This is a genomic window from Acinetobacter sp. ANC 4173 (genome assembly GCF_004331255.1).
Lineage (GTDB): Bacteria > Pseudomonadota > Gammaproteobacteria > Pseudomonadales > Moraxellaceae > Acinetobacter.
In genome coordinates, this window is the sequence record NZ_SJOF01000017.1 from 33,226 (window position 1) to 51,533 (window position 18,308).

General features: G+C 41.3%; 17 protein-coding genes. 4 read left to right on the plus strand and 13 right to left on the minus strand.

The annotated features are described in order from the left end of the window. Position 1: 1 nt before the first annotated feature. The 3 genes from E0H94_RS16325 to E0H94_RS16335 all read right to left on the minus strand — a co-directional run bounded on the left by E0H94_RS16325 (position 2) and on the right by E0H94_RS16335 (position 6,009). Positions 2 to 3,397: a type VI secretion system Vgr family protein gene (locus E0H94_RS16325; protein ID WP_131327467.1), complete on the minus strand. Its 3,396-nt coding sequence runs from the start codon at positions 3,395 to 3,397 to the stop codon at positions 2 to 4. Between the two features lie 195 nt (positions 3,398 to 3,592). Then, positions 3,593 to 5,293, minus strand: a complete 1,701-nt coding sequence (locus tag E0H94_RS16330; protein ID WP_131327468.1) for an NAD-dependent malic enzyme — start codon at positions 5,291 to 5,293, stop codon at positions 3,593 to 3,595. A gap of 431 nt (positions 5,294 to 5,724) precedes the next feature. Further along, positions 5,725 to 6,009 carry a DUF2798 domain-containing protein gene (locus E0H94_RS16335; RefSeq protein ID WP_131327469.1) on the minus strand — a complete coding sequence of 95 codons (285 nt, stop codon included), beginning with the start codon at positions 6,007 to 6,009 and terminating at the stop codon, positions 5,725 to 5,727. A 185-nt stretch (positions 6,010 to 6,194) separates the two neighbouring features. Here E0H94_RS16335 and argS point away from each other — a divergent pair, with 185 nt between their 5' ends. Continuing rightward, positions 6,195 to 7,985 carry an arginine--tRNA ligase gene (argS, locus tag E0H94_RS16340; RefSeq protein ID WP_131327470.1) on the plus strand — a complete coding sequence of 597 codons (1,791 nt, stop codon included), beginning with the start codon at positions 6,195 to 6,197 and terminating at the stop codon, positions 7,983 to 7,985. A gap of 218 nt (positions 7,986 to 8,203) precedes the next feature. Further along, entirely contained in the window at positions 8,204 to 8,818 is a 615-nt protein-coding gene (locus tag E0H94_RS16345; RefSeq protein WP_131327471.1) for an SPOR domain-containing protein, read from the plus strand. Between the two features lie 50 nt (positions 8,819 to 8,868). Here the strand turns inward: E0H94_RS16345 and E0H94_RS16350 are convergent, their stop codons facing one another. The 3 genes from E0H94_RS16350 to E0H94_RS16360 form a co-directional block, all read right to left on the minus strand. After that, on the minus strand, positions 8,869 to 9,513 hold the full coding sequence (locus E0H94_RS16350; RefSeq protein WP_131327472.1) for a glutathione S-transferase: 645 nt from the start codon (positions 9,511 to 9,513) through the stop codon (positions 8,869 to 8,871). A gap of 70 nt (positions 9,514 to 9,583) precedes the next feature. After that, on the minus strand, positions 9,584 to 9,982 hold the full coding sequence (locus E0H94_RS16355) for an OsmC family protein (protein WP_131327473.1): 399 nt from the start codon (positions 9,980 to 9,982) through the stop codon (positions 9,584 to 9,586). A 15-nt stretch (positions 9,983 to 9,997) separates the two neighbouring features. Continuing rightward, complete coding sequence (locus E0H94_RS16360) at positions 9,998 to 10,945, minus strand: pirin family protein (protein WP_131327474.1); 948 nt, start codon at positions 10,943 to 10,945, stop codon at positions 9,998 to 10,000. 303 nt (positions 10,946 to 11,248) lie between these two features. Between E0H94_RS16360 and E0H94_RS16365 the strand changes: the two genes are divergently transcribed. Next, complete coding sequence (locus E0H94_RS16365; RefSeq protein ID WP_131327475.1) at positions 11,249 to 12,532, plus strand: GGDEF domain-containing protein; 1,284 nt, start codon at positions 11,249 to 11,251, stop codon at positions 12,530 to 12,532. Positions 12,533 to 12,548: 16 nt separating this feature from the next. Here E0H94_RS16365 and E0H94_RS16370 read toward each other — a convergent pair whose 3' ends face one another. The 5 genes from E0H94_RS16370 to E0H94_RS16390 form a co-directional block, all read right to left on the minus strand. Next, positions 12,549 to 12,875, minus strand: a complete 327-nt coding sequence (locus E0H94_RS16370; RefSeq protein ID WP_131327476.1) for a DUF3861 domain-containing protein — start codon at positions 12,873 to 12,875, stop codon at positions 12,549 to 12,551. A gap of 1 nt (position 12,876) precedes the next feature. Next, positions 12,877 to 13,308 carry a transcriptional repressor gene (locus E0H94_RS16375; RefSeq protein WP_165495626.1) on the minus strand — a complete coding sequence of 144 codons (432 nt, stop codon included), beginning with the start codon at positions 13,306 to 13,308 and terminating at the stop codon, positions 12,877 to 12,879. 20 nt (positions 13,309 to 13,328) lie between these two features. After that, positions 13,329 to 13,859, minus strand: coding sequence for a PadR family transcriptional regulator (locus E0H94_RS16380; protein WP_131327478.1), 531 nt, complete (start codon positions 13,857 to 13,859; stop codon positions 13,329 to 13,331). A 253-nt stretch (positions 13,860 to 14,112) separates the two neighbouring features. Further along, entirely contained in the window at positions 14,113 to 15,681 is a 1,569-nt protein-coding gene (guaA, locus tag E0H94_RS16385; RefSeq protein WP_131262710.1) for a glutamine-hydrolyzing GMP synthase, read from the minus strand. Between the two features lie 190 nt (positions 15,682 to 15,871). Next, complete coding sequence (locus E0H94_RS16390; protein WP_131327479.1) at positions 15,872 to 16,288, minus strand: DoxX family protein; 417 nt, start codon at positions 16,286 to 16,288, stop codon at positions 15,872 to 15,874. Positions 16,289 to 16,478: 190 nt separating this feature from the next. On the opposite strand from E0H94_RS16390, the gene E0H94_RS16395 reads away from it, so the two are divergent. After that, on the plus strand, positions 16,479 to 17,114 hold the full coding sequence (locus E0H94_RS16395; RefSeq protein ID WP_131327480.1) for a DedA family protein: 636 nt from the start codon (positions 16,479 to 16,481) through the stop codon (positions 17,112 to 17,114). Here the strand turns inward: E0H94_RS16395 and E0H94_RS16400 are convergent. Both E0H94_RS16400 and E0H94_RS16405 read right to left on the minus strand, forming a co-directional pair. Next, on the minus strand, positions 17,111 to 17,701 hold the full coding sequence (locus E0H94_RS16400; protein ID WP_131327481.1) for a LysE family translocator: 591 nt from the start codon (positions 17,699 to 17,701) through the stop codon (positions 17,111 to 17,113). The genes E0H94_RS16395 and E0H94_RS16400 overlap by 4 nt on opposite strands. A 214-nt stretch (positions 17,702 to 17,915) precedes the next feature. Then, entirely contained in the window at positions 17,916 to 18,308 is a 393-nt protein-coding gene (locus E0H94_RS16405) for a hypothetical protein (RefSeq protein WP_131327482.1), read from the minus strand.

The following is an 18,308-nucleotide window of genomic DNA, read 5'->3' on the forward strand; positions in this document are numbered from 1 at the left end:
ATTAATCCTTAAGTCCAAAACTTTCAAAATCTGCTTTTAAATCTGTATCTTCAATATGCTCATCACTATCGTGCTCATGGTTATGACCATCATCACCACCGCAACAAGCCTCATCTGAACCATGACCTTGCCCTTCCGTGATCACTTCTTCAACCAGTTGTAGCTTATCTGAACTGTCATCATTCTTACCAAGTAAAAGAATTTCGACGCTATCTGGGTTATCACTAAAGATCCGCCCCGTCCTTGCGAACTGATCAAGAAAACCGATGTATTCTGTTTTCTTAGCATGATTAACAACTTTATATTTAAATCCATCTTTCAATAAATCAGCATTAACCAACTCGCTAAAATCAAACCGACGACTAAAGACTCCGCTCTCAGGCATTTTTGGCAACTCAGCATTGACTGTTGCCCCACCCGTAAATACATGCTGCCCAGCCTTACTCTCAAACTTACCACCCGTCGTTGAAAATACGCCGTCAGCATTAATCTTGATTTGAGAACCACCTGCAGTAAGTAGAATTTCTTTAGCGCTGGTGATTTCAATCTTATCTTCGGTAGAGATCAGTTTAATGACCTTCTTGGCGATTGCTTCAATCGCATCATCCTGTGCTTGTAACTCCAATTTTCCTTTTGCTGCATAAGCTCTAAAGCCCTTTTGTGCAGCAAACAAACTAATCTTGTCCTGTGCATGCCCAATAATATTTTTCTGCGCACTCAGGTTAATTGACCCACTAGCACTTTGCGCAATGTCCTGCGAAGCTTGCAAAATAATGTTTTCAGGTGTTGTCAAAGCAATCCCATTAGGCGATGCCAACAACATCAATGCCTGTCTAAAAATCTTGCCTTGTTCTTGCTGCTTTGCATCAGAACTACTTTCTAGACCTTGGGTATATCCCTCCATAAAGCCTTGTAAAGAATCCAATGCTTTGGATGGTGTAACTTCTAATTTATTTCCTTTATGAAAAGTTCCACACGCACTCATCAAGTCAAAATCTTGAATATCAACATTGGCTAAAACTTTTCCAACTTCCTGAATACTCTCAAAAGGGTTTTGCTGAATTCGATCCTTGATACTCGCCAATTTACCTTTAACCAGATCAGCGCCATGTTCTTCAACATTTTCAATAAATGCTTTTAAATTTTCAGCAGCATCTTTGGCATCACTAAAGAATGCATTGAACTCCTCTACAACGGTTTTGGTATCGCCCCCTAATGCGCCGATGTCTGCAATAAAACCGCCGCAATCTTTTAATGCATGAATTGGATCTTTATTCATACTTTCTTTGAACAGATTTAATGTGCTTTCTAGCGCTTGCCCTGTGGTTTTTAACTCGAGTGATTGAATAAACTTCGGCAACCGATGAAGCACATTCAAGGCATCCGTTTGCTGTTTCACCGCAATTTCGCTCAGTACATTCATACTGTCATAGCCCTGTGAAAGCAAAGACTGCGCTTGGGCTGCTTCTAAGTGGTCAGCAATCGCTTGCTCTTGTGCATAAGTACTAATCAGCATACCTTTGCCAGCACGCAGCGCTCCCCAAGCATCAGTTCTGAGTTCAAACCCCTCCCCACGACCACTGCTTTGCTCAGTTTCTTTAGGATGGCTAAGATTACCCAAATTCAATTGGGTTGCAGCATGGCTACTTTGCAACTGGGCACTGATCTGACCCGTCGTATCATCAAAACGCAACTGATTAAAACCACCTCCATCCACTTCTTGAGAACGTATTCCACTCAATTTCTTAGTCGAAGGTAATTGTCCTTTCACATCAAAACGCGTTGGATAACGCTCAGCTTCATGAATACGCCCAGTGATAAAAGGTCGGTCAACGCTGCCATCAAAGAAATCAATCACCACCAATTCACCGACACGTGGCAGAAAACGGACACCATAGCCTTCACCTGCCCACGGCGTTAAAACATCCACCCATGCTGAATCCGTGTCATTTTGATTGCTACCTGCACCGTCGTCATGCTGATGATCGGAAGATTGGGTAAAGAGAAAACGAACTTTAATTCTGCCCCACTCGTCCACATAAATTTTCTCGCCTTCTGGTCCAACTACACGAGCATGCTGCGGGTAGGCAATGGGGCGATGTTTTAGGGGATGATATTCAGGTAAAATTCTTATTTGTCGACGAACTAGCGTAAGTTCATTGGCTTGACGCTCTTCAGATGATCTACGAGAAAAATGACTAGATTCCAACAAATGACGCACTTGATTTTGTAATTCAACCGGCAAATTGTTTTGGTTATAAAACTGCTTTTCGTAAATCAAAAACTGCTTATCGGCACCTGTGTGTTGGTCAATTTCGGGATGTCCTTGCAATTCAAACCAATACCCCACTTGCGCATCACGCACACTAGTCTGCGCTTTAAAGTATTTGGCACAAGCAGCTTGATACTGCCCCAAATTCGCATTGAGTTTTTCTAATTGTTGTGTGCCTGATGCTGTGGTCTGATCGGCGCCCGTTAGGTCTGAAATCCAAGCAGGCGTAATTGACCACGCCTGTTCCAAGCTGAGGCTTTCATTGGCATAACTTTCACTCTGCTGATGGCTACTCAACAACGAGCCACTCCCATCGTCCTGATGCAAAGTATCTGCTTGCCAACGTTGAACCGAACTGGCAGTCGACTGTAATTGTCGATGGGCTACCAAACTGGTCATACTATCAAAATGCTCGGTAGCATGACTGCGATGAAAACGGATAATGCCTCGATTCAAAGTGCTAAATTGCAACTGATCATCTATCAATCTTAATTTTTGTGGCTGAATCGCTTGCAAAGCATGGCTGACTATCAGATGGGTTTCATCAACCAGCCAATTGATGCCTTCGCTACGCCATAGACGGGTTAAAAACTCATAATCGGTTTCGTTCGCCTGCATCACAAATGGACGAACATCATAATTTTGAGTTAACCCTGAAAGATCTAGACTAAGGCTAGCATTAAACAACGCGCTTTTTTCCTGCCATTCCTTAAATAGAATTTCACTAATTTCAGGCACGCTTTTATTCATAAATACGCGACTGTTACGTCGTTTATGCCAAAGCGCCGTTGCATCTTGCAACACCAACCGATAAACCGTAAAAGCGCCATCGCTTTGTAATTGGCTGGCTTGGGTAATGATGCCTGTAATGCGTGCCAATTGCCCCATATCGGTCACTTGATCGACCGCCACTTGGCAACCCATAAATTGCTTTAAGGCCAGATGAGCATTGGTTGATAAACAGGTTAATTCGAGTTCTAAGCCAACATTGAGCGCATGTTTCCCCTCAATACGCTGTAGAAAGACCTGCGTATTCAGCTCCGCATTGGAAAATTGGACGTGAATAGCCCTTTTCAGTGTCGTTAGACCAAATTGATCTAAAACACGATGAATATGATTCAACATAGTTGTAATTCGTTATTAAAAGTTATACGTATATTAAGCGCGACATTCTAATGAACCGCTCAAATCCACGTCTAGCTCTTTTTGTAGTATTTTTATTCGATGTCTATACATACTGTCGAAAAATGTTTTAGGCTCAACACTTGTCCATAAAAAAAGAGACTTACGCCTCTTTTTTATAAAAATCTTTTGATTGGATTAAAAGGTAATCCGACGATATTGACGGTATTCTGGTTTCCAGAAATTCGCTTCAATTGCTTCATGCAATAATTCATCGCTGACCATCGGTGCAACACCTGCGTCCATGGCTGTTTTCGCCACTTTAAACGCAATGATTTTAGAAACCTTTTGAATATCATTGATATCTGGTAGTAAATCTGCATCGGGATTACTGAGTTTAGGTGAGCAATCGGCCAAGGCATTGCTTGATGCCATGAGCATACTGTCCGTTACACGAGTTGCGCCTGAAGCTACCACGCCCAAACCAATCCCCGGGAAGATATACGAGTTATTGCATTGTGAAATATTATAAATTTTACCTTGATAATTTACAGGCGCAAACGGACTGCCTGTGGCAATTAATGCACGCCCTTCAGTCCACTGTACAATATCCGCAGGTACCGCTTCCACACGCGAAGTTGGATTCGATAATGGCAATATAATCGGAGATTCGCAATTACTTGCCAAGGTCTTAATCACTTCTTCAGTAAATAGCCCTGGTTGACCCGAAACGCCAATCAACACCGTTGGTTTGGCCTGCTTGACCACATCCAATAAAGAAATATGTTCTTCGGCATTACCCCAAGCAGCAACAACTTCAGGTTTTTGTGCCAATTTACGTTGAAAATCAAGTAAATTAGGCTGATTTTCAGTAATCAAACCAAAGCGATCCACCATAAAGACACGTGCACGTGCTTCAGCTTCAGTTAAACCTTCTGCCACCATTTGCGCAACGATTTGCTCTGCAATACCACAGCCCGCAGAACCTGCACCCAAGAAACTAATAATTTGGTCTTTGAGTTGCTTGCCTGCCGCACGTGATGCCGCAATCAAACTCCCTACCGAAACCGCGGCGGTTCCTTGAATATCATCATTAAAACAGCAGACTTGATCACGGTATTTGTTTAATAATGGCATCGCATTATTTTGCGCGAAATCTTCAAACTGAATCAGTGCTTTCGGCCAACGACGTTTAATCGCTGCCATCACCTCATCCACAAAGTTGTAGTACTCTTCACCACTGATTCGTGGCTGACTCCAGCCCATATAGATAGGATCATTCAGCAATTGCTGATTGTTGGTGCCCACGTCAAGGGTAATTGGCAAAGTATAAGCTGGGCTAATTCCACCACATGCGGTATAGAGGGAAAGTTTCCCAATCGGAATACCCATTCCGCCAATCCCTTGGTCACCCAGACCTAAAATTCGTTCACCATCAGTGATTACAATCACTTTGACATTCTTTTTATTTACATTATGCAAAATGTCATCGATATGCGCGCGGTCAGGGTATGAAATAAAAATCCCACGATGACGGCGATAGATATCTGAAAAACGCTGACATGCCTCACCCACCGTTGGCGTGTAAATGATTGGCATCATTTCACTCAGATGATTTTCAATCAGGTGATAAAACAAAGTTTCATTGGTGTCTTGAATATTGCGCAGGTAAATATGCTTATTTATCTCATCATTGAAAGCGCAGTATTGTTGGTATGAGCGTTGACTTTGCTCTTCAATCGACTCAATCACATGCGGAACCAAACCATGTAAATTAAAGCGCGTGCGTTCTTCTTCTGTAAAAGCAGAGCCTTTATTTAATAACGGGAGTTCTAACAGGGTGTTTCCAGCGTACGGGATGTATAAAGGGTATTTCGTCTTCAATTGTGCAGTTGTCATAACCAGTCTCAGTGCGCGCAATCCTCTCAGCAGGATTACTTTATGTCATCAAATTTCCTTCGATTCGGCGTATAGCTTAGCCCTATTTTTTTAGTAACGTATATTTAGATACGTGATAATGGTATTAAAATAATTTCGCTATTAAATGAAGCTTGATTGATTGTTTTTTTATATTTATAAATTAAATCAATCTCAAAAATATTGCTGACATATTCACAAAATAAAGACATTTAAGCAAGTTAACCAGCAAAATCAGAAATATAAATCATCGTTATTTTCTATAATAGTGTTTTAAACAATTAATTCCATTCAGTTCACTAAGTATTTTTTCAAGTGATATTAAAAACCCAAAAAATATCAATAAATAAATATAAAACATATACTTAGTAAAAATTAAGACTTTTGGCTAATTTCTTTGATAATTTTTCATCTTACTTAGGTGGCTGATTAGGCGGCATCTCTACAAGTAGTCCTGTCAATTTACGCACCAATGGTAGCATTGCCAAAACCACGGGATAGGCAATTGCCCATGACATCATCCATGCGGAAAACCAAACTGATAAAAACGTATCACTCCACCCCAAATTACGTAACATATTAATAAAGGAAATAATGCCACTCATTAAGCAGGAAAGAAAAAAAGGCATCACCCAACCCACGAACCTAGTCGGCAATTTCGGAATATTTCCAATAATTTTAGGACGTTCTGTGGTCATCTATTGACTCCAAGATTATGTATTTATTCACTATGCCATAGTTTCTCAAGCAAGATGTGATGCGTCTCATAAAAACCGAGCTGAAAATTTAAAGACGAATAAAAAACATTCTATAGAAAGGACTCACCTTATTAGTCCGAAATTTGCTATATTTGCTGTTTTCTGCGACATTTATTTTCGACTTTATGAACATGGCAATACAAGCAGCGCTCGATCATGCAGTGCAATCCCTTCAAGCGGAAGGCGTACTCCCATCTGACTGGAACAACAACAGTACTTTGACGCGTACCAAAGACCGAAGCCATGGGGATTTCGCATCAAATATCGCCATGATTGGTGCAAAAGCTGCGGGTATAAAACCACGTGATTTGGCCGAAAAAATTCTCGCAGCACTGCCTGAAGTCGCTGACATCAGCAAAGCAGAAATTGCAGGTCCAGGCTTCATTAACTTTTTCTTAAATGCCGATCAGCGTTTTACTGTCCTCGATCAAATTCAAGCACAAAATACACAATTTGGTCGTACCCAAGTTAATGCAGAGAAACGCATCCAAGTTGAGTTTGTTTCGGCCAATCCAACGTCTAGCCTACATGTGGGTCATGGTCGTGGTGCAGCTTACGGCATGACGGTTGCCAACCTGCTTGAAGCCACAGGCGCAAAAGTTGATCGTGAATATTATGTGAATGACGCGGGTCGTCAGATGGACATTTTGGCAACATCAACTTATTTACGTTATTTAGAGCTGACTGGTCAGGAACTGGTGTTCCCTAAAAATGCCTATCAAGGTGACTACGTTAAGGAAATTGCGCAAAGCATTATTGATAAAGACGGCAATGCCTATGTTCACCCTGTAGCAGATGTCTACAAAGACGTGCCTGAAGATGTACAATATGCTGAAGAACTCGATGCGGAAGGCAACAAAGTTGTGCTTTCTGGCGACAAAGAAAAACATATCGATGGTTTAATTTTTAATTCACAACAATTAACGGGTAAAGGTTATCGCGTTTTCCATCAAGCAGCCCTCAAAGCCATTTTAGATGATATTAAAGATGACTTGGGTGAATTTGGTGTGACCTTTAATCACTGGTTCAGCGAAGCCTCTTTAACTGAAAAGATTGATGAAGCACTGCAAACCCTTGATCAACGTGGTTTCCTCTATGAAAAAGAAGGCAATATCTGGTTTAAATCAACCGAATTTGGCGATGAAAAAGACCGCGTCGTGAAGCGCCGTAATGGTCAAACCACGTATTTTGCATCGGACATTGCTTACCACCTCAACAAATTACAACGCGGTTATACTGACCTACTGGATATTTGGGGTTCAGACCACCACGGTTATATTTCGCGTGTGAAAGCTGCCATTGATGCCATGGGTTATGACTCGAAAAAACTGACCGTTTTACTGGTGCAGTTCGTCAGCTTATGGCGCAGCGGTGAAATGGTGCAAATGTCTTCTCGTTCAGGTCAGTTCGTGACTTTACGTGACCTGCGCAAAGAAGTGGGCAATGATGCTGCACGCTTTTACTATGTCATGCGTAAATCGGAACAACACATTGATTTTGACTTGGATCTTGCCGTTTCACAAAGCAAAGACAATGCGGTGTACTACATTCAATATGCTCATGCCCGTATCTGCCGTATGCGTGAAAAAGCTGCTGCAACAGGTATCAATTTCAATACTGAAACTGCGCGTCAATTTGCCAATAAGTTGGACTTGGATGCAGAAACCGAAATTCTTGCCAAGCTTGCTGCTTATCCAGAAGTGGTTGCGCGTGCTGCCAATGCTTATGAACCGCATCAGGTGGGGAACTACCTGAAAGAATTGGCTGCTTTATTCCATGGTTGGTACAATGAGTATAAAGTACTGAATGAGGATGCTGAACTTACACAAGCGCGTCTATTACTTTCAGTAAACGTACAACAAGTATTACGCAATGGTTTAGAATTATTAGGTGTATCTGCGCCTGAGACAATGTAATTAACAAAGCCATGCTTTGTATATTGTCGCAACCGAAAGCTACGCTTAGGGCAACCATGTAAACACTGATGTATTTCTCGCTTTGTGAAACTTAAGTTTTGCAAAGCGATTCGTTATTTTGATACAACGCCTCTTTCAATCCCTTGAGGCCAAACATTAAAATAAAGAAAAAGAATGGATCAGTCCCTCGTATTGATTAGAAGAAAAGAGGTTTCCACGTGTTTGGAAAAACGCAACGCGGTGTTTCAGAACGACCCAATAAACCGAAGAAACCGCTGATCCCAGCGTGGTTAGGTACGCTTGTGGTTATTCTCATCGTACTCAGTTTTGCAGTTGCTTTAATGCTGTGGAAACCGTGGGCACCTGTGCAACCCAAGAACCAAGTCACATCTGAACACTATCAGGAAGACACCAACAAGGATTATCGTTTTTACGATTTGTTGCCACAACAACAAGTCACCCCGATTCCTGAACAGGCTATTCCTGAAAATAAAGATTCAGGCGCCGTAGTGATTGTGGAAGCCCCTCAAGCAGAACAAGCGGCCAGTAGCACCGCCACTGATTCTGATGAAGCTCAAATCAATGCCACACCTGTGGAACGTACACCCAGCTATATTTTACAGGTGCGTAGCTACCCAGATCCTGACAGTGCTGATGCGCGTCGAGCTGAAATCATCTTGAATGGATTATCCGCCGATGTAGTGAAAACTGTTGAAGGGGGTAAGACTTGGTATCGTGTTGTATCTGGACCTTATGACTCACAAGAAGCAGCTGTCATTGCACAACAAACTTTGCAACATAGCGGTATCGACTCGATTGTAGTCAAACGCTAAGTAACATAAAAAAAGATGCTGTTGTAGCATCTTTTTTATGTGCTCAATTCTTATAAAGCTTGCTCCTTGCTTTGTGCGCGGAGATAGGCTGGACGCTCAGCAATACGCTGGATAAAGGCCTGAATATGAGGATATTTCCCCTGAGTTCTCGACACTAATGCCTGTAAAGGAAAGCTCATCTGAATATCGGCAAAAGAGAACGTCCCCGCAAAATAATCATGGGTGGCCAAATAGCTTTCTAAAAACTGCACATGATCTTTTAAACGCGGTTGAATAAACCCCGCTTTCACCCCTGCGGTAATTTTTTTCGCAACAGGCTTAATCAAAAAAGGAACATGCTGCGGTACATTCGTCATCACCAACTGCATCACCAACAGCGGCATTAATGAGCCTTCTGCATAATGCATCCAATAACGGTATTGTTGTTTATTGGCATGGTCCTGCGGTTTGAACTGTTGCTGTGTATCATATTGTTCTTGCAAATACTCTAAAATCACAGCCGATTCAGCAATGCTTTGCTCCCCGTCCGTCAAAACAGGGGCCTTACCCAAAGGATGTACCAATTTCAGTTCAGGAGGTGCAGCCAACGTTGCTAAACGTCGATAAAACTGAATCTGATAATTCAGATTTAACTCCTCCAAAGCCCATAAAATGCGAAAAGAACGGGATTGCTCCAAATGATGTAAGGTAATCATGCCCTAACCTCAATTTACCAATATCGAAATTGCTTAACCCCAGCAATTCTCCTGAATATAAACAGCCTGATTACATCAAGCGAGTGTGGATTTCTAAACTACGTAATAAAGTTTTGGTGACAGGGGTCTTTTCGCTAATCTCAAGGACTTTCTGTTGTAATACTTCTGATAAAGGCTGCTGAAAGGATAATCGACGCTCAATCCATTCCTGCCCATCCTTATTAGCATGAAACTCCACCGCTACACTAAACTCACCCAAATCAATTTGCTTATGCTGTGCGTACATCCGTAGCGTGATCATGGTACACGACACCAAACCTGAACAAATAAAATCATAGGGTGCTGGTCCCGAATCTTGCCCACCAAATGAAGCCGGTTTATCCGTAAGAAAATGATGGGTACCACTCGAAACCTCTCCTAACCAAGGCTCTACCCGCGTGCGAACGTGTGCTTGCGCAATAATGCTCATCTTACTGCTCCTTTCTTATTTTGATGCTTTCATTTTGTCTGGGAAAACAGGAGCTTCCAAACGCGGTCCGTCATAATCAGGAATATTTCCAAAGCGCTCTTCTTGATTGACCCACTGTTCGCGTGCTAACTGCAACTCTTCTTGGGTACGCCCTACAAAGTTCCACCACAGTAAAATCGCAGATTCAAAGGGTTCTCCGCCAAGCAACAGAATACGCGCCCCCTCATGCAATTCCACTGTAATTTCTGTTACACCGGGTTCTAGTGCCAACATATTGTCATCATTTAATTCATGACCATTGATAACCGCTGCGCCTTCCAATGCCAAAAAGCCATATTCAAACTTTGGATTAAGTCGCAACCGTGTTGTGGTCGACGCTGAGGCTTTCATATCGACACCCAACAGCTCCGTATGTACTTTGACAGGGGAAACCACATTTAAGAACTCACCCACCAGCACCGTAAACTCAACTTGGTCCTGTTCTAAAGTGGGTAATTCTGGATAATGATCGAAACGCGGTGCCATATTCTGCTTGTCATCAGGTAAAGCAATCCAGAGTTGTGCCGCATGCATATGGGTTTCTGTCGCAGGAGCAACTTCAGTATGCGAAATACCATATCCAGCGGTCATCAAATTCACTTGTTTGGGGCGAATTAACTGTTTCGACCCCAAACTATCCGTATGAATCATCGTGCCTTCAATCATCCACGTGAAAGTTTGCAAACCAATATGTGGATGTGGCCCGACATCTAAACCATCCCCTTGCGAAAAGCTAACCGGACCCGCATGGTCTAAGAAGCACCATGCTCCGATCATGCGTTTATGTCGACTGGGCAAGGCACGTTTAATGATGGTCCCTTGACCGATTTCTGCTGAACGTAGAGGAAACTCTTGAATAAATTGGTTAATATATTTTTCGCAGTCGTCTGAATCGGAGAGTTCAATATAGTTACTATTGGTCATGTTGTTATCCTAAATTATGTTTTTCCAATGCCATCAGCATAGCGATAACATCTACAAACGACCAGTTCAATTTAAAATTTGCATGCAAATCTTTATCTGAAAGATAAAAATCCCATACAATAAAATACGGTTGTCTATATAATGCATCGCATTTATCTAATAAAATGAAAAAATATGAACAAGAACAAAGAATTTGGCTTTACATACCTATTTCAACAAAAAGTGTGCATTTCGTATACAAAACTGTGATAAATGTTTATTATTTCATAAGAATGCATTGTAAATACAATGGAGCAGTAGCCTATGATTAAAGGAGGATATGGACAGACTGAATTGGGTCATAAGCACAGTATTGAATTAGAAAACCGCAATAAAATTCAGCCTCCCCCTGAAAGTAATTACATTTTACCCTCCCAATTATGCGAACCTGAAAATCGTGCGGCAATCGTGAGTGCATTACAAGACCACAATGCTCCCATTCCTCCACAGTTTGAGGAGTGTTATTACAGTTATCAGAACGTGCATCAACGACACCATTTAAGACAAATTAATTTTTTAGCACAGCTGTCCTTTCTTTGTTATTTTTTTGCAGATTGGTTTTTATTACCCGATATTGTCTATATTTCAGGCATAGCACGGACAAGTGCAGTGTCAAGCTTTATGCTGCTGAATTGGGCGATGTTTAAATACTGTAAAAATATTCTAACTTTAGACTTATTACTGCCGATCTCAAGTGCTTTCGCTGCTACAGTGTGGTTCTGGATGCTCCTTCAATCCGAAAACTCGAGTGTCTATTTTTATCAATATGCTTCGGTCATTTTTATCTTATTGGGCTGTTTATCTATTCAAGTCCGCTTTCGACCTTCAGTGTTAACGGCATTACTCATCAGTGCTGTCATTATTTCTGGAGTCATACATCTTCATAATACTCTGCAACAAACGATTATCTTTTTACTGGTCTATATTCCAATTCTCATCTTTAGCTTATATATTAGCTGGAATAACACCTTAAATGCACGCCGTACCTTTCTACGCTCCATGCTCGAAGAATGGGATCGCCATATGTTGCGTGAACTGGCACATACCGATGAGCTGACTCAATTAAATAACCGTCGCCAATTCGAATTGATTGCCGATCAAAAAATCCATCAATGGCCGCAATATCAATCTATTTGTTTACTGATGTTTGATGTCGACTTTTTTAAACGCATCAATGACAGCCATGGTCATGACATTGGTGATCAAGTTCTACAAAATATTGCAGAAATCGCGCGCAAAGAAATGCGTCGCGAAGATGTCTTGGCTCGTTTTGGCGGTGAAGAATTTGTTGCACTTCTTCCTGAAACTACACTGGAAGATGCCATGATGATTGCCAATCGATTAAGACAAAAAATTGAATCTTCTACGATATCTATTAGTAATAATATTCAACTTAATTTCACCATTTCGATTGGTGTATCACGGCTTGATCCTAAAGATGTCGATTTGCATCTGTTGATTAAAGAGGCCGATGTCGCCCTTTATCGCGCCAAACAAAATGGTCGTAATCAAGTGGTCTGTTTTGATCCTTTACCCAATGAGGTCTAAGGCAATCCTCTGGAAATCAGGACTCATTTCTTTCTTGCACTGTGTTCTGTTGTGCCAAGGTCTGTTTAAGATGTTTCATAAATTGCCCGAACTGCGGCAATAACTGCTCGAACAGTGGATGTTGTCGATTCTCCAACAGGGTTTCACCAAATAACTTTAAACCAACAGCAAATGCAGCGGTCGCTTCTGCATCAAATAATTCTGCCTGTTGCATACGTTCAACAATGGCTAAAATATCATCGTGATTGCCGACATTAAAAGCCAATTTTTCGGTATAGGTTGAAGGTTGCCCTTTGGCGTCACAAAGATGTTGTACCGTAATATGATATTGGTGCTGTTTCATTTTATTTTCCTCTAGATATATTCGATTCATATTCTGATTTGGGTTGCACATGCAAGGTGAGTTCAACTTTCACCAACTGCTGCTGCATAGCATCGACCAACTGCTCTAGATATTTAGATAAATTGTCATGCTCAAAAGCTTTTATTTGCCCAGTTTGCAAATCTAAAATTTGAAACTGAGTTTGTTGCTGACGAATTACAAAACTGGCTTTGGTACGCTGATGGTATTGTCGTTCAATCAATTGCGCCTGCTCCAAATCAGTCAGTACACGATAGATTGTGGCCAAACTCAAACCGCTTTGTTGCTGTTGTAACTGCAAATACAGTTGCTCTGCACTACACGCCGTTGTAGCATCCAATAACTGCTGCAAAACCAAAGTTCTAGCTAAAGAGACTTTTAAATGTGCCTGTTTCAGTAATTCCTGACTCTGCATGTGGCATCTCTCGTTAACCATTAAAGTCGACTAATTGCTACGGCAGCCGCATCAATTTGTGCCGCAATTTGATGCACCGATTCAGCATCCACTGATTTTGCATTCAACTTTAAACGAAGAGCAGTTTTTAAATTCTCCATCGCACGATGAATATCCATCAATTCATCTTTACTTTGTATGTCACGCTTGGTTTCCAGCTTTTCTAATAGCTGTTGAATCACCGTTTGCTGTTCTTTTAAATACGCTTGTCCAACATCAGTAATATAAAACTGCTTACGTTCACCTTCTGTAAGTTGTACCTGCACAAAGCCCATATCTTCCAAATAAGTTAAAGTCGGATAGATGGTGCCCGCACTTGGACTATATCCTCCGCCCACCAACTCACTGATGTCTTTAATCAATTCATAACCATGCTTTGGCGTTTGAGCAATCAGGTACAACACCAGCAGTTTCATACGACCAGCTTCAAATAAACGACCACGACGTCCACCATGCTGGCGTTCTGAATGATGGGCATAAGACTCATAGTCTGGATGAGAACCATGTTTCATGATGATTATTCGCTTTATAGATGAATTTATATTTATTAAGATATATCTTTATATATCTTAAATCAAGAACTGTGATTACTTATAAACTGAACATCATGGTTTTATGTGAATTATTTTTTGTTAAATATGGATCTGAATCTCAAGCAATAAAAAAGGACGCTTACGCGTCCTTTTTTTAAATCATTCTATTCTGCCGCGAGCACAACTCTTGGCGTAATTCAGGCAAGAAGCTTCGCTTCTTGAAATCCCTAAATTACTCCCACTCAATTGTTGCTGGTGGCTTAGATGACACGTCGTAAACAACACGCGATACATCTTTAATTTCATTCATAATACGCGTCGAGATTTTGTCGACCAATTCATATGGTAAGTGTGCGAAACGAGCCGTCATGAAGTCCACAGTTTCAACCGCACGCAGTGCAATGACCCATGCATAACGACGACCATCACCGACAACACCAACAGACTTCACCGGTTGGAATACTGCAAATGCTTGCGCAGTCTTGTCATACCAACCGCTATCACGAAGTTCTTGCATGAAGATGTCGTCCGCAAGACGAAGAATATCCGCATATTCTTTTTTCACTTCACCCAAAATACGCACCCCCAAACCTGGACCTGGGAATGGATGACGGTAAATCATGCTGTGTGGCAAGCCTAAAGTTGTACCTAATTTACGCACTTCATCTTTAAACAAGTCACGTAATGGCTCAACCAATTCAAACTCTAAATCGTCTGGTAAGCCACCCACATTGTGGTGTGATTTAATCACATGTGCTTTACCTTGCTTGCTTGCAGCAGATTCAATCACGTCTGGGTAAATAGTCCCTTGCGCCAAGAATTTTACGCCATCAAGTTTACGTGCTTCTTCAGCAAAGACTGCAATGAACTCACGACCAATGATTTTACGTTTTTTCTCAGGATCAACCTCACCCGCCAACGCAGTCAAGAAACGCTCTTCAGCATCGGCACGGATCACACGAATACCCATGTTTTCAGCAAACATTTGCATGACTTGATCGCCTTCGTTTAAACGAAGTAAACCATTGTCGACAAATACACAGGTCAACTGATCGCCAATTGCTTTGTGCAATAACGCTGCAACAACAGATGAATCGACGCCACCAGATAAACCAAGGAGAACTTTTTCATCACCAATTTGTTGACGTAATTGCTCTACACGAAGATCGATAATGTGTTCTGGGGTCCATAAACCGCCACAACCACAAATTTTGTGTACAAAGTTAGCCAATAACTCTGCACCTTTTGCAGTGTGCGTTACTTCTGGATGGAACTGTACGCCATAGAAGCGACGGCTTTCATCAGATGCCGCAGCAAATGGGCAGCTCGGTGTGCTGGCTGTGGTTACAAAACCTTCTGGTAGACGGCTGACTTTATCGCCATGGCTCATCCACACATGTAATTGGTTTTCGCGGTCTTGAAGTTGACCAATGAGATGGTCACGCTGTTGAATATCAACTTCAGCATAGCCAAATTCGTGTACTGTACCCGCTTCAACCTTACCACCGAGTTGTTCAGACATGGTTTGGAAACCGTAGCAGATTCCCAATACAGGCACACCTAATTCAAACACCACTTGTGGTGCACGTGGACTGCCTTCTTCATGCACACTTTCTGGTCCACCCGATAAAATAATACCGTTTGGATTAAAGGCACGGATGTCTTCTTCAGACATATCGTAGGCATACATTTCAGAATAAACGCCCGCCTCGCGTACGCGACGTGCAATAAGTTGACTATATTGAGAGCCGAAATCCAAAATAAGGATACGATCTTCAGTAATTTGAGAATTGGTAGTCATGACAAACAACTATAATAGGCAAGCGAATATAAGCGCCATATTCTAACATTTTTCCCTATATTAAGCACACTATTTGGACAATCAATAAATATATTTACAAAACAGATGTTTAAATAAAAAGCACCGAACTTGTCGGTGCTATTGATGAAGATGGGATTCTGCAATCCCAGTGCTTCAGGGCTGTAGTACCTTATTTTTCAATTAAGGCATCTAGACTCAATTTACCTGCACCATGTAGCATTAAGAAAAACAAACCGCCCGCCATGGCAAAGTTTTTCATAAAGTTAATGGCATCTTCCGCACCGCCATGAAAAATGAAAGCAGTGATGATACTAAAAACACCTAAGCCTAAAGCAGCAAAGCGTGCTTGAAAACCAAAAAACAGCGCTAAACCACCACCAAACTCAACCAAAATGGTTAAGGGAAGTAGTGCACCAGGTACGCCCATCGCCTCCATATAACCTACCGTTGCGCTATAAGCAGTGAGTTTTCCCCAACCTGCAACCAAAAAGATATAAGCTAGCAGCATACGAGCGATTAAACTCACGATGCTATCCAGCGTAGGCTGAGTCACGATATTTTTCACAACAACATTGGGATTAAACATAATTGAACCTTTTCTTAATTTTGTGGATAGGCACAGCTTAGTTTTTGTTGATAATAGAATAAATATGCATTTTTAAGACCTATCGTTTTATATTTGAAACGATAGATAAGTAAAATTAATTACCTTTTTATACTGACTTTCCGTATATGGGCTGCTAGGATTTGGCTACATTTTCGCGATGTTTTACCCCATGGAACTCCTTGATTTTATTTTACACGTAGATGACCATTTACTCGAATTTATTACAAATTATGGGGTATGGATTTACGCTATTTTATTTTTAATTATTTTTGTCGAAACGGGTTTGGTGGTCATGCCATTTTTACCGGGTGACAGCTTGTTATTTGCTGCGGGTGCACTAGCAGCTTCTACAGGAGCCATGGATCCTTGGGTATTGGGCATTTTGCTGTTCATTGCGGCTGTACTGGGCGATACCCTGAACTACCATATTGGCAAATATATTGGGCCACGGGTATTTGAACTTGATTCACGTTTTATTAATAAACAACACCTAATTAATACTCAAAAATTCTTTGAAAAGCACGGTGGTAAAACCATTATTTTTGCACGCTTTGTACCTTTCGCACGAACCTTCGCGCCCTTTGTCGCGGGTGCTGGACAAATGAATTATAAATTCTTTTTAACCTATAATTTGATTGGCGCTTTTTGCTGGATTGCCTCGTTTATTACACTCGGTTATTTGTTTGGCAACATGCCTATTGTGAAAGATAATTTCACTCACCTCATCTTCGGGATTATTATAATTAGTGTTTTGCCGGGTATTATTGGTTTTATTCGCCAAAAATTAGCAACAAAGCAGGCTTAAAAGAAGCGCATTACCACAGGTAACATACAAATAAGCAATAACATGGCCGACCCTTTATATAAATGATCGGCTTTTATTGGCTTTAAATTCCCTGCCAAAATCGCCTTACCAAAGACCATCCAGAACAATGCAACAGGAACCAAAATTAAAGAAAAGACCAAAAACACCAGTCCTGCACTCAAACTACTGTTCCACATTTCTAACGGTAAAATTCCCGCGGCAAAAAGCAGTGCTTTGGGGTTTTTCAGCGTGGAAAAAAACAATTGATGTGGTCGAATATGAGGATATTTTTGATGGTGTGATTGCAGATGTGTCGACTTCCATAAATGGAATGCGATCCAGAGCACATACAATGCACTCAACACATGCAGCAAGGTAATCAGATGCGGCCAGACAGGGTGGGTCAAATGGATAAACAGCGACCACAAGCTAATTGCATAAATGTAGCCCAATAATTCGGCTGGAATAAGTAAACTGGTTTTAGGAATACCTTGTTGATGCGCAGAGCTTGCCAGTAATGCATTGGTCGGTCCTGGAATCAGGAACACCGCAATCATCGCAAATACAAATAGCCAACTCTCAATCATAAAAACCTATTACTCAAGCTTAAAGTGTTGCACACCTTATCTGAACCCCCCCCAAAGGACAAGCCAGACACGTTCTAAATTGAGCGCTGTTAAGTTGTATACAAATCAATGAATCATGTTAAGTATTTATTTATGTTATTTTTTATATTGAAATATTTTGAAAAAATTTCACCCTTTATCATTTCAGTGCCGTAATCACAAAGGGTGAAAATAGCTATTTTGCAGTTCTTGCCACCACTTTAATTGGACAGTTTTTGAACTGAGCTGCCTGAACAACAGCATCTTGCTGACCCATCAAACGGGAAATCTCGGTCTTTTTGGTATTTGAAGACTGTCCCATATTTAATGAAACACTTGGACCAAAGCCCCAGCCTCCACCATGGCTCCAACCACCACCTAATCCAACATCAACCCCCATTCCCGTACTTTTCGGTACTGAAACGCCTTGGTCTAAATAATGTTGAATACGGTCATACTCTGCCTGCAATTGTTGACAGTTCAATGACTGGTATTGTGTAGGCGAAACATAAGTCGGTTTAACTGTAGTTGCACACGCTGTCAGCAATAGACCACTTGCAGCAAGGATAGATAAAGCTATTTTTTTCAT

What these genes read in the sequence shown, in the direction of transcription:
- E0H94_RS16360 (WP_131327474.1), bottom strand. Translation starts at nt 10,945, where the DNA reads ATGACCAATAGTAACTATATTGAACTCTCCGATTCAGACGACTGCGAA.
- E0H94_RS16350 (WP_131327472.1), bottom strand. Translation starts at nt 9,513, where the DNA reads ATGATTACCTTACATCATTTGGAGCAATCCCGTTCTTTTCGCATTTTA.
- E0H94_RS16395 (WP_131327480.1), top strand. Translation starts at nt 16,479, where the DNA reads ATGGAACTCCTTGATTTTATTTTACACGTAGATGACCATTTACTCGAA.
- E0H94_RS16335 (WP_131327469.1), bottom strand. Translation starts at nt 6,009, where the DNA reads ATGACCACAGAACGTCCTAAAATTATTGGAAATATTCCGAAATTGCCG.
- E0H94_RS16330 (WP_131327468.1), bottom strand. Translation starts at nt 5,293, where the DNA reads ATGACAACTGCACAATTGAAGACGAAATACCCTTTATACATCCCGTAC.
- E0H94_RS16325 (WP_131327467.1), bottom strand. Translation starts at nt 3,397, where the DNA reads ATGTTGAATCATATTCATCGTGTTTTAGATCAATTTGGTCTAACGACA.
- E0H94_RS16365 (WP_131327475.1), top strand. Translation starts at nt 11,249, where the DNA reads ATGATTAAAGGAGGATATGGACAGACTGAATTGGGTCATAAGCACAGT.
- E0H94_RS16400 (WP_131327481.1), bottom strand. Translation starts at nt 17,701, where the DNA reads ATGATTGAGAGTTGGCTATTTGTATTTGCGATGATTGCGGTGTTCCTG.
- guaA (WP_131262710.1), bottom strand. Translation starts at nt 15,681, where the DNA reads ATGACTACCAATTCTCAAATTACTGAAGATCGTATCCTTATTTTGGAT.
- E0H94_RS16370 (WP_131327476.1), bottom strand. Translation starts at nt 12,875, where the DNA reads ATGAAACAGCACCAATATCATATTACGGTACAACATCTTTGTGACGCC.
- E0H94_RS16355 (WP_131327473.1), bottom strand. Translation starts at nt 9,982, where the DNA reads ATGAGCATTATTGCGCAAGCACACGTTCGCACGCGGGTAGAGCCTTGG.
- E0H94_RS16390 (WP_131327479.1), bottom strand. Translation starts at nt 16,288, where the DNA reads ATGTTTAATCCCAATGTTGTTGTGAAAAATATCGTGACTCAGCCTACG.
- argS (WP_131327470.1), top strand. Translation starts at nt 6,195, where the DNA reads ATGAACATGGCAATACAAGCAGCGCTCGATCATGCAGTGCAATCCCTT.
- E0H94_RS16405 (WP_131327482.1), bottom strand. Translation starts at nt 18,308, where the DNA reads ATGAAAAAAATAGCTTTATCTATCCTTGCTGCAAGTGGTCTATTGCTG.
- E0H94_RS16380 (WP_131327478.1), bottom strand. Translation starts at nt 13,859, where the DNA reads ATGAAACATGGTTCTCATCCAGACTATGAGTCTTATGCCCATCATTCA.
- E0H94_RS16375 (WP_165495626.1), bottom strand. Translation starts at nt 13,308, where the DNA reads ATGCAGAGTCAGGAATTACTGAAACAGGCACATTTAAAAGTCTCTTTA.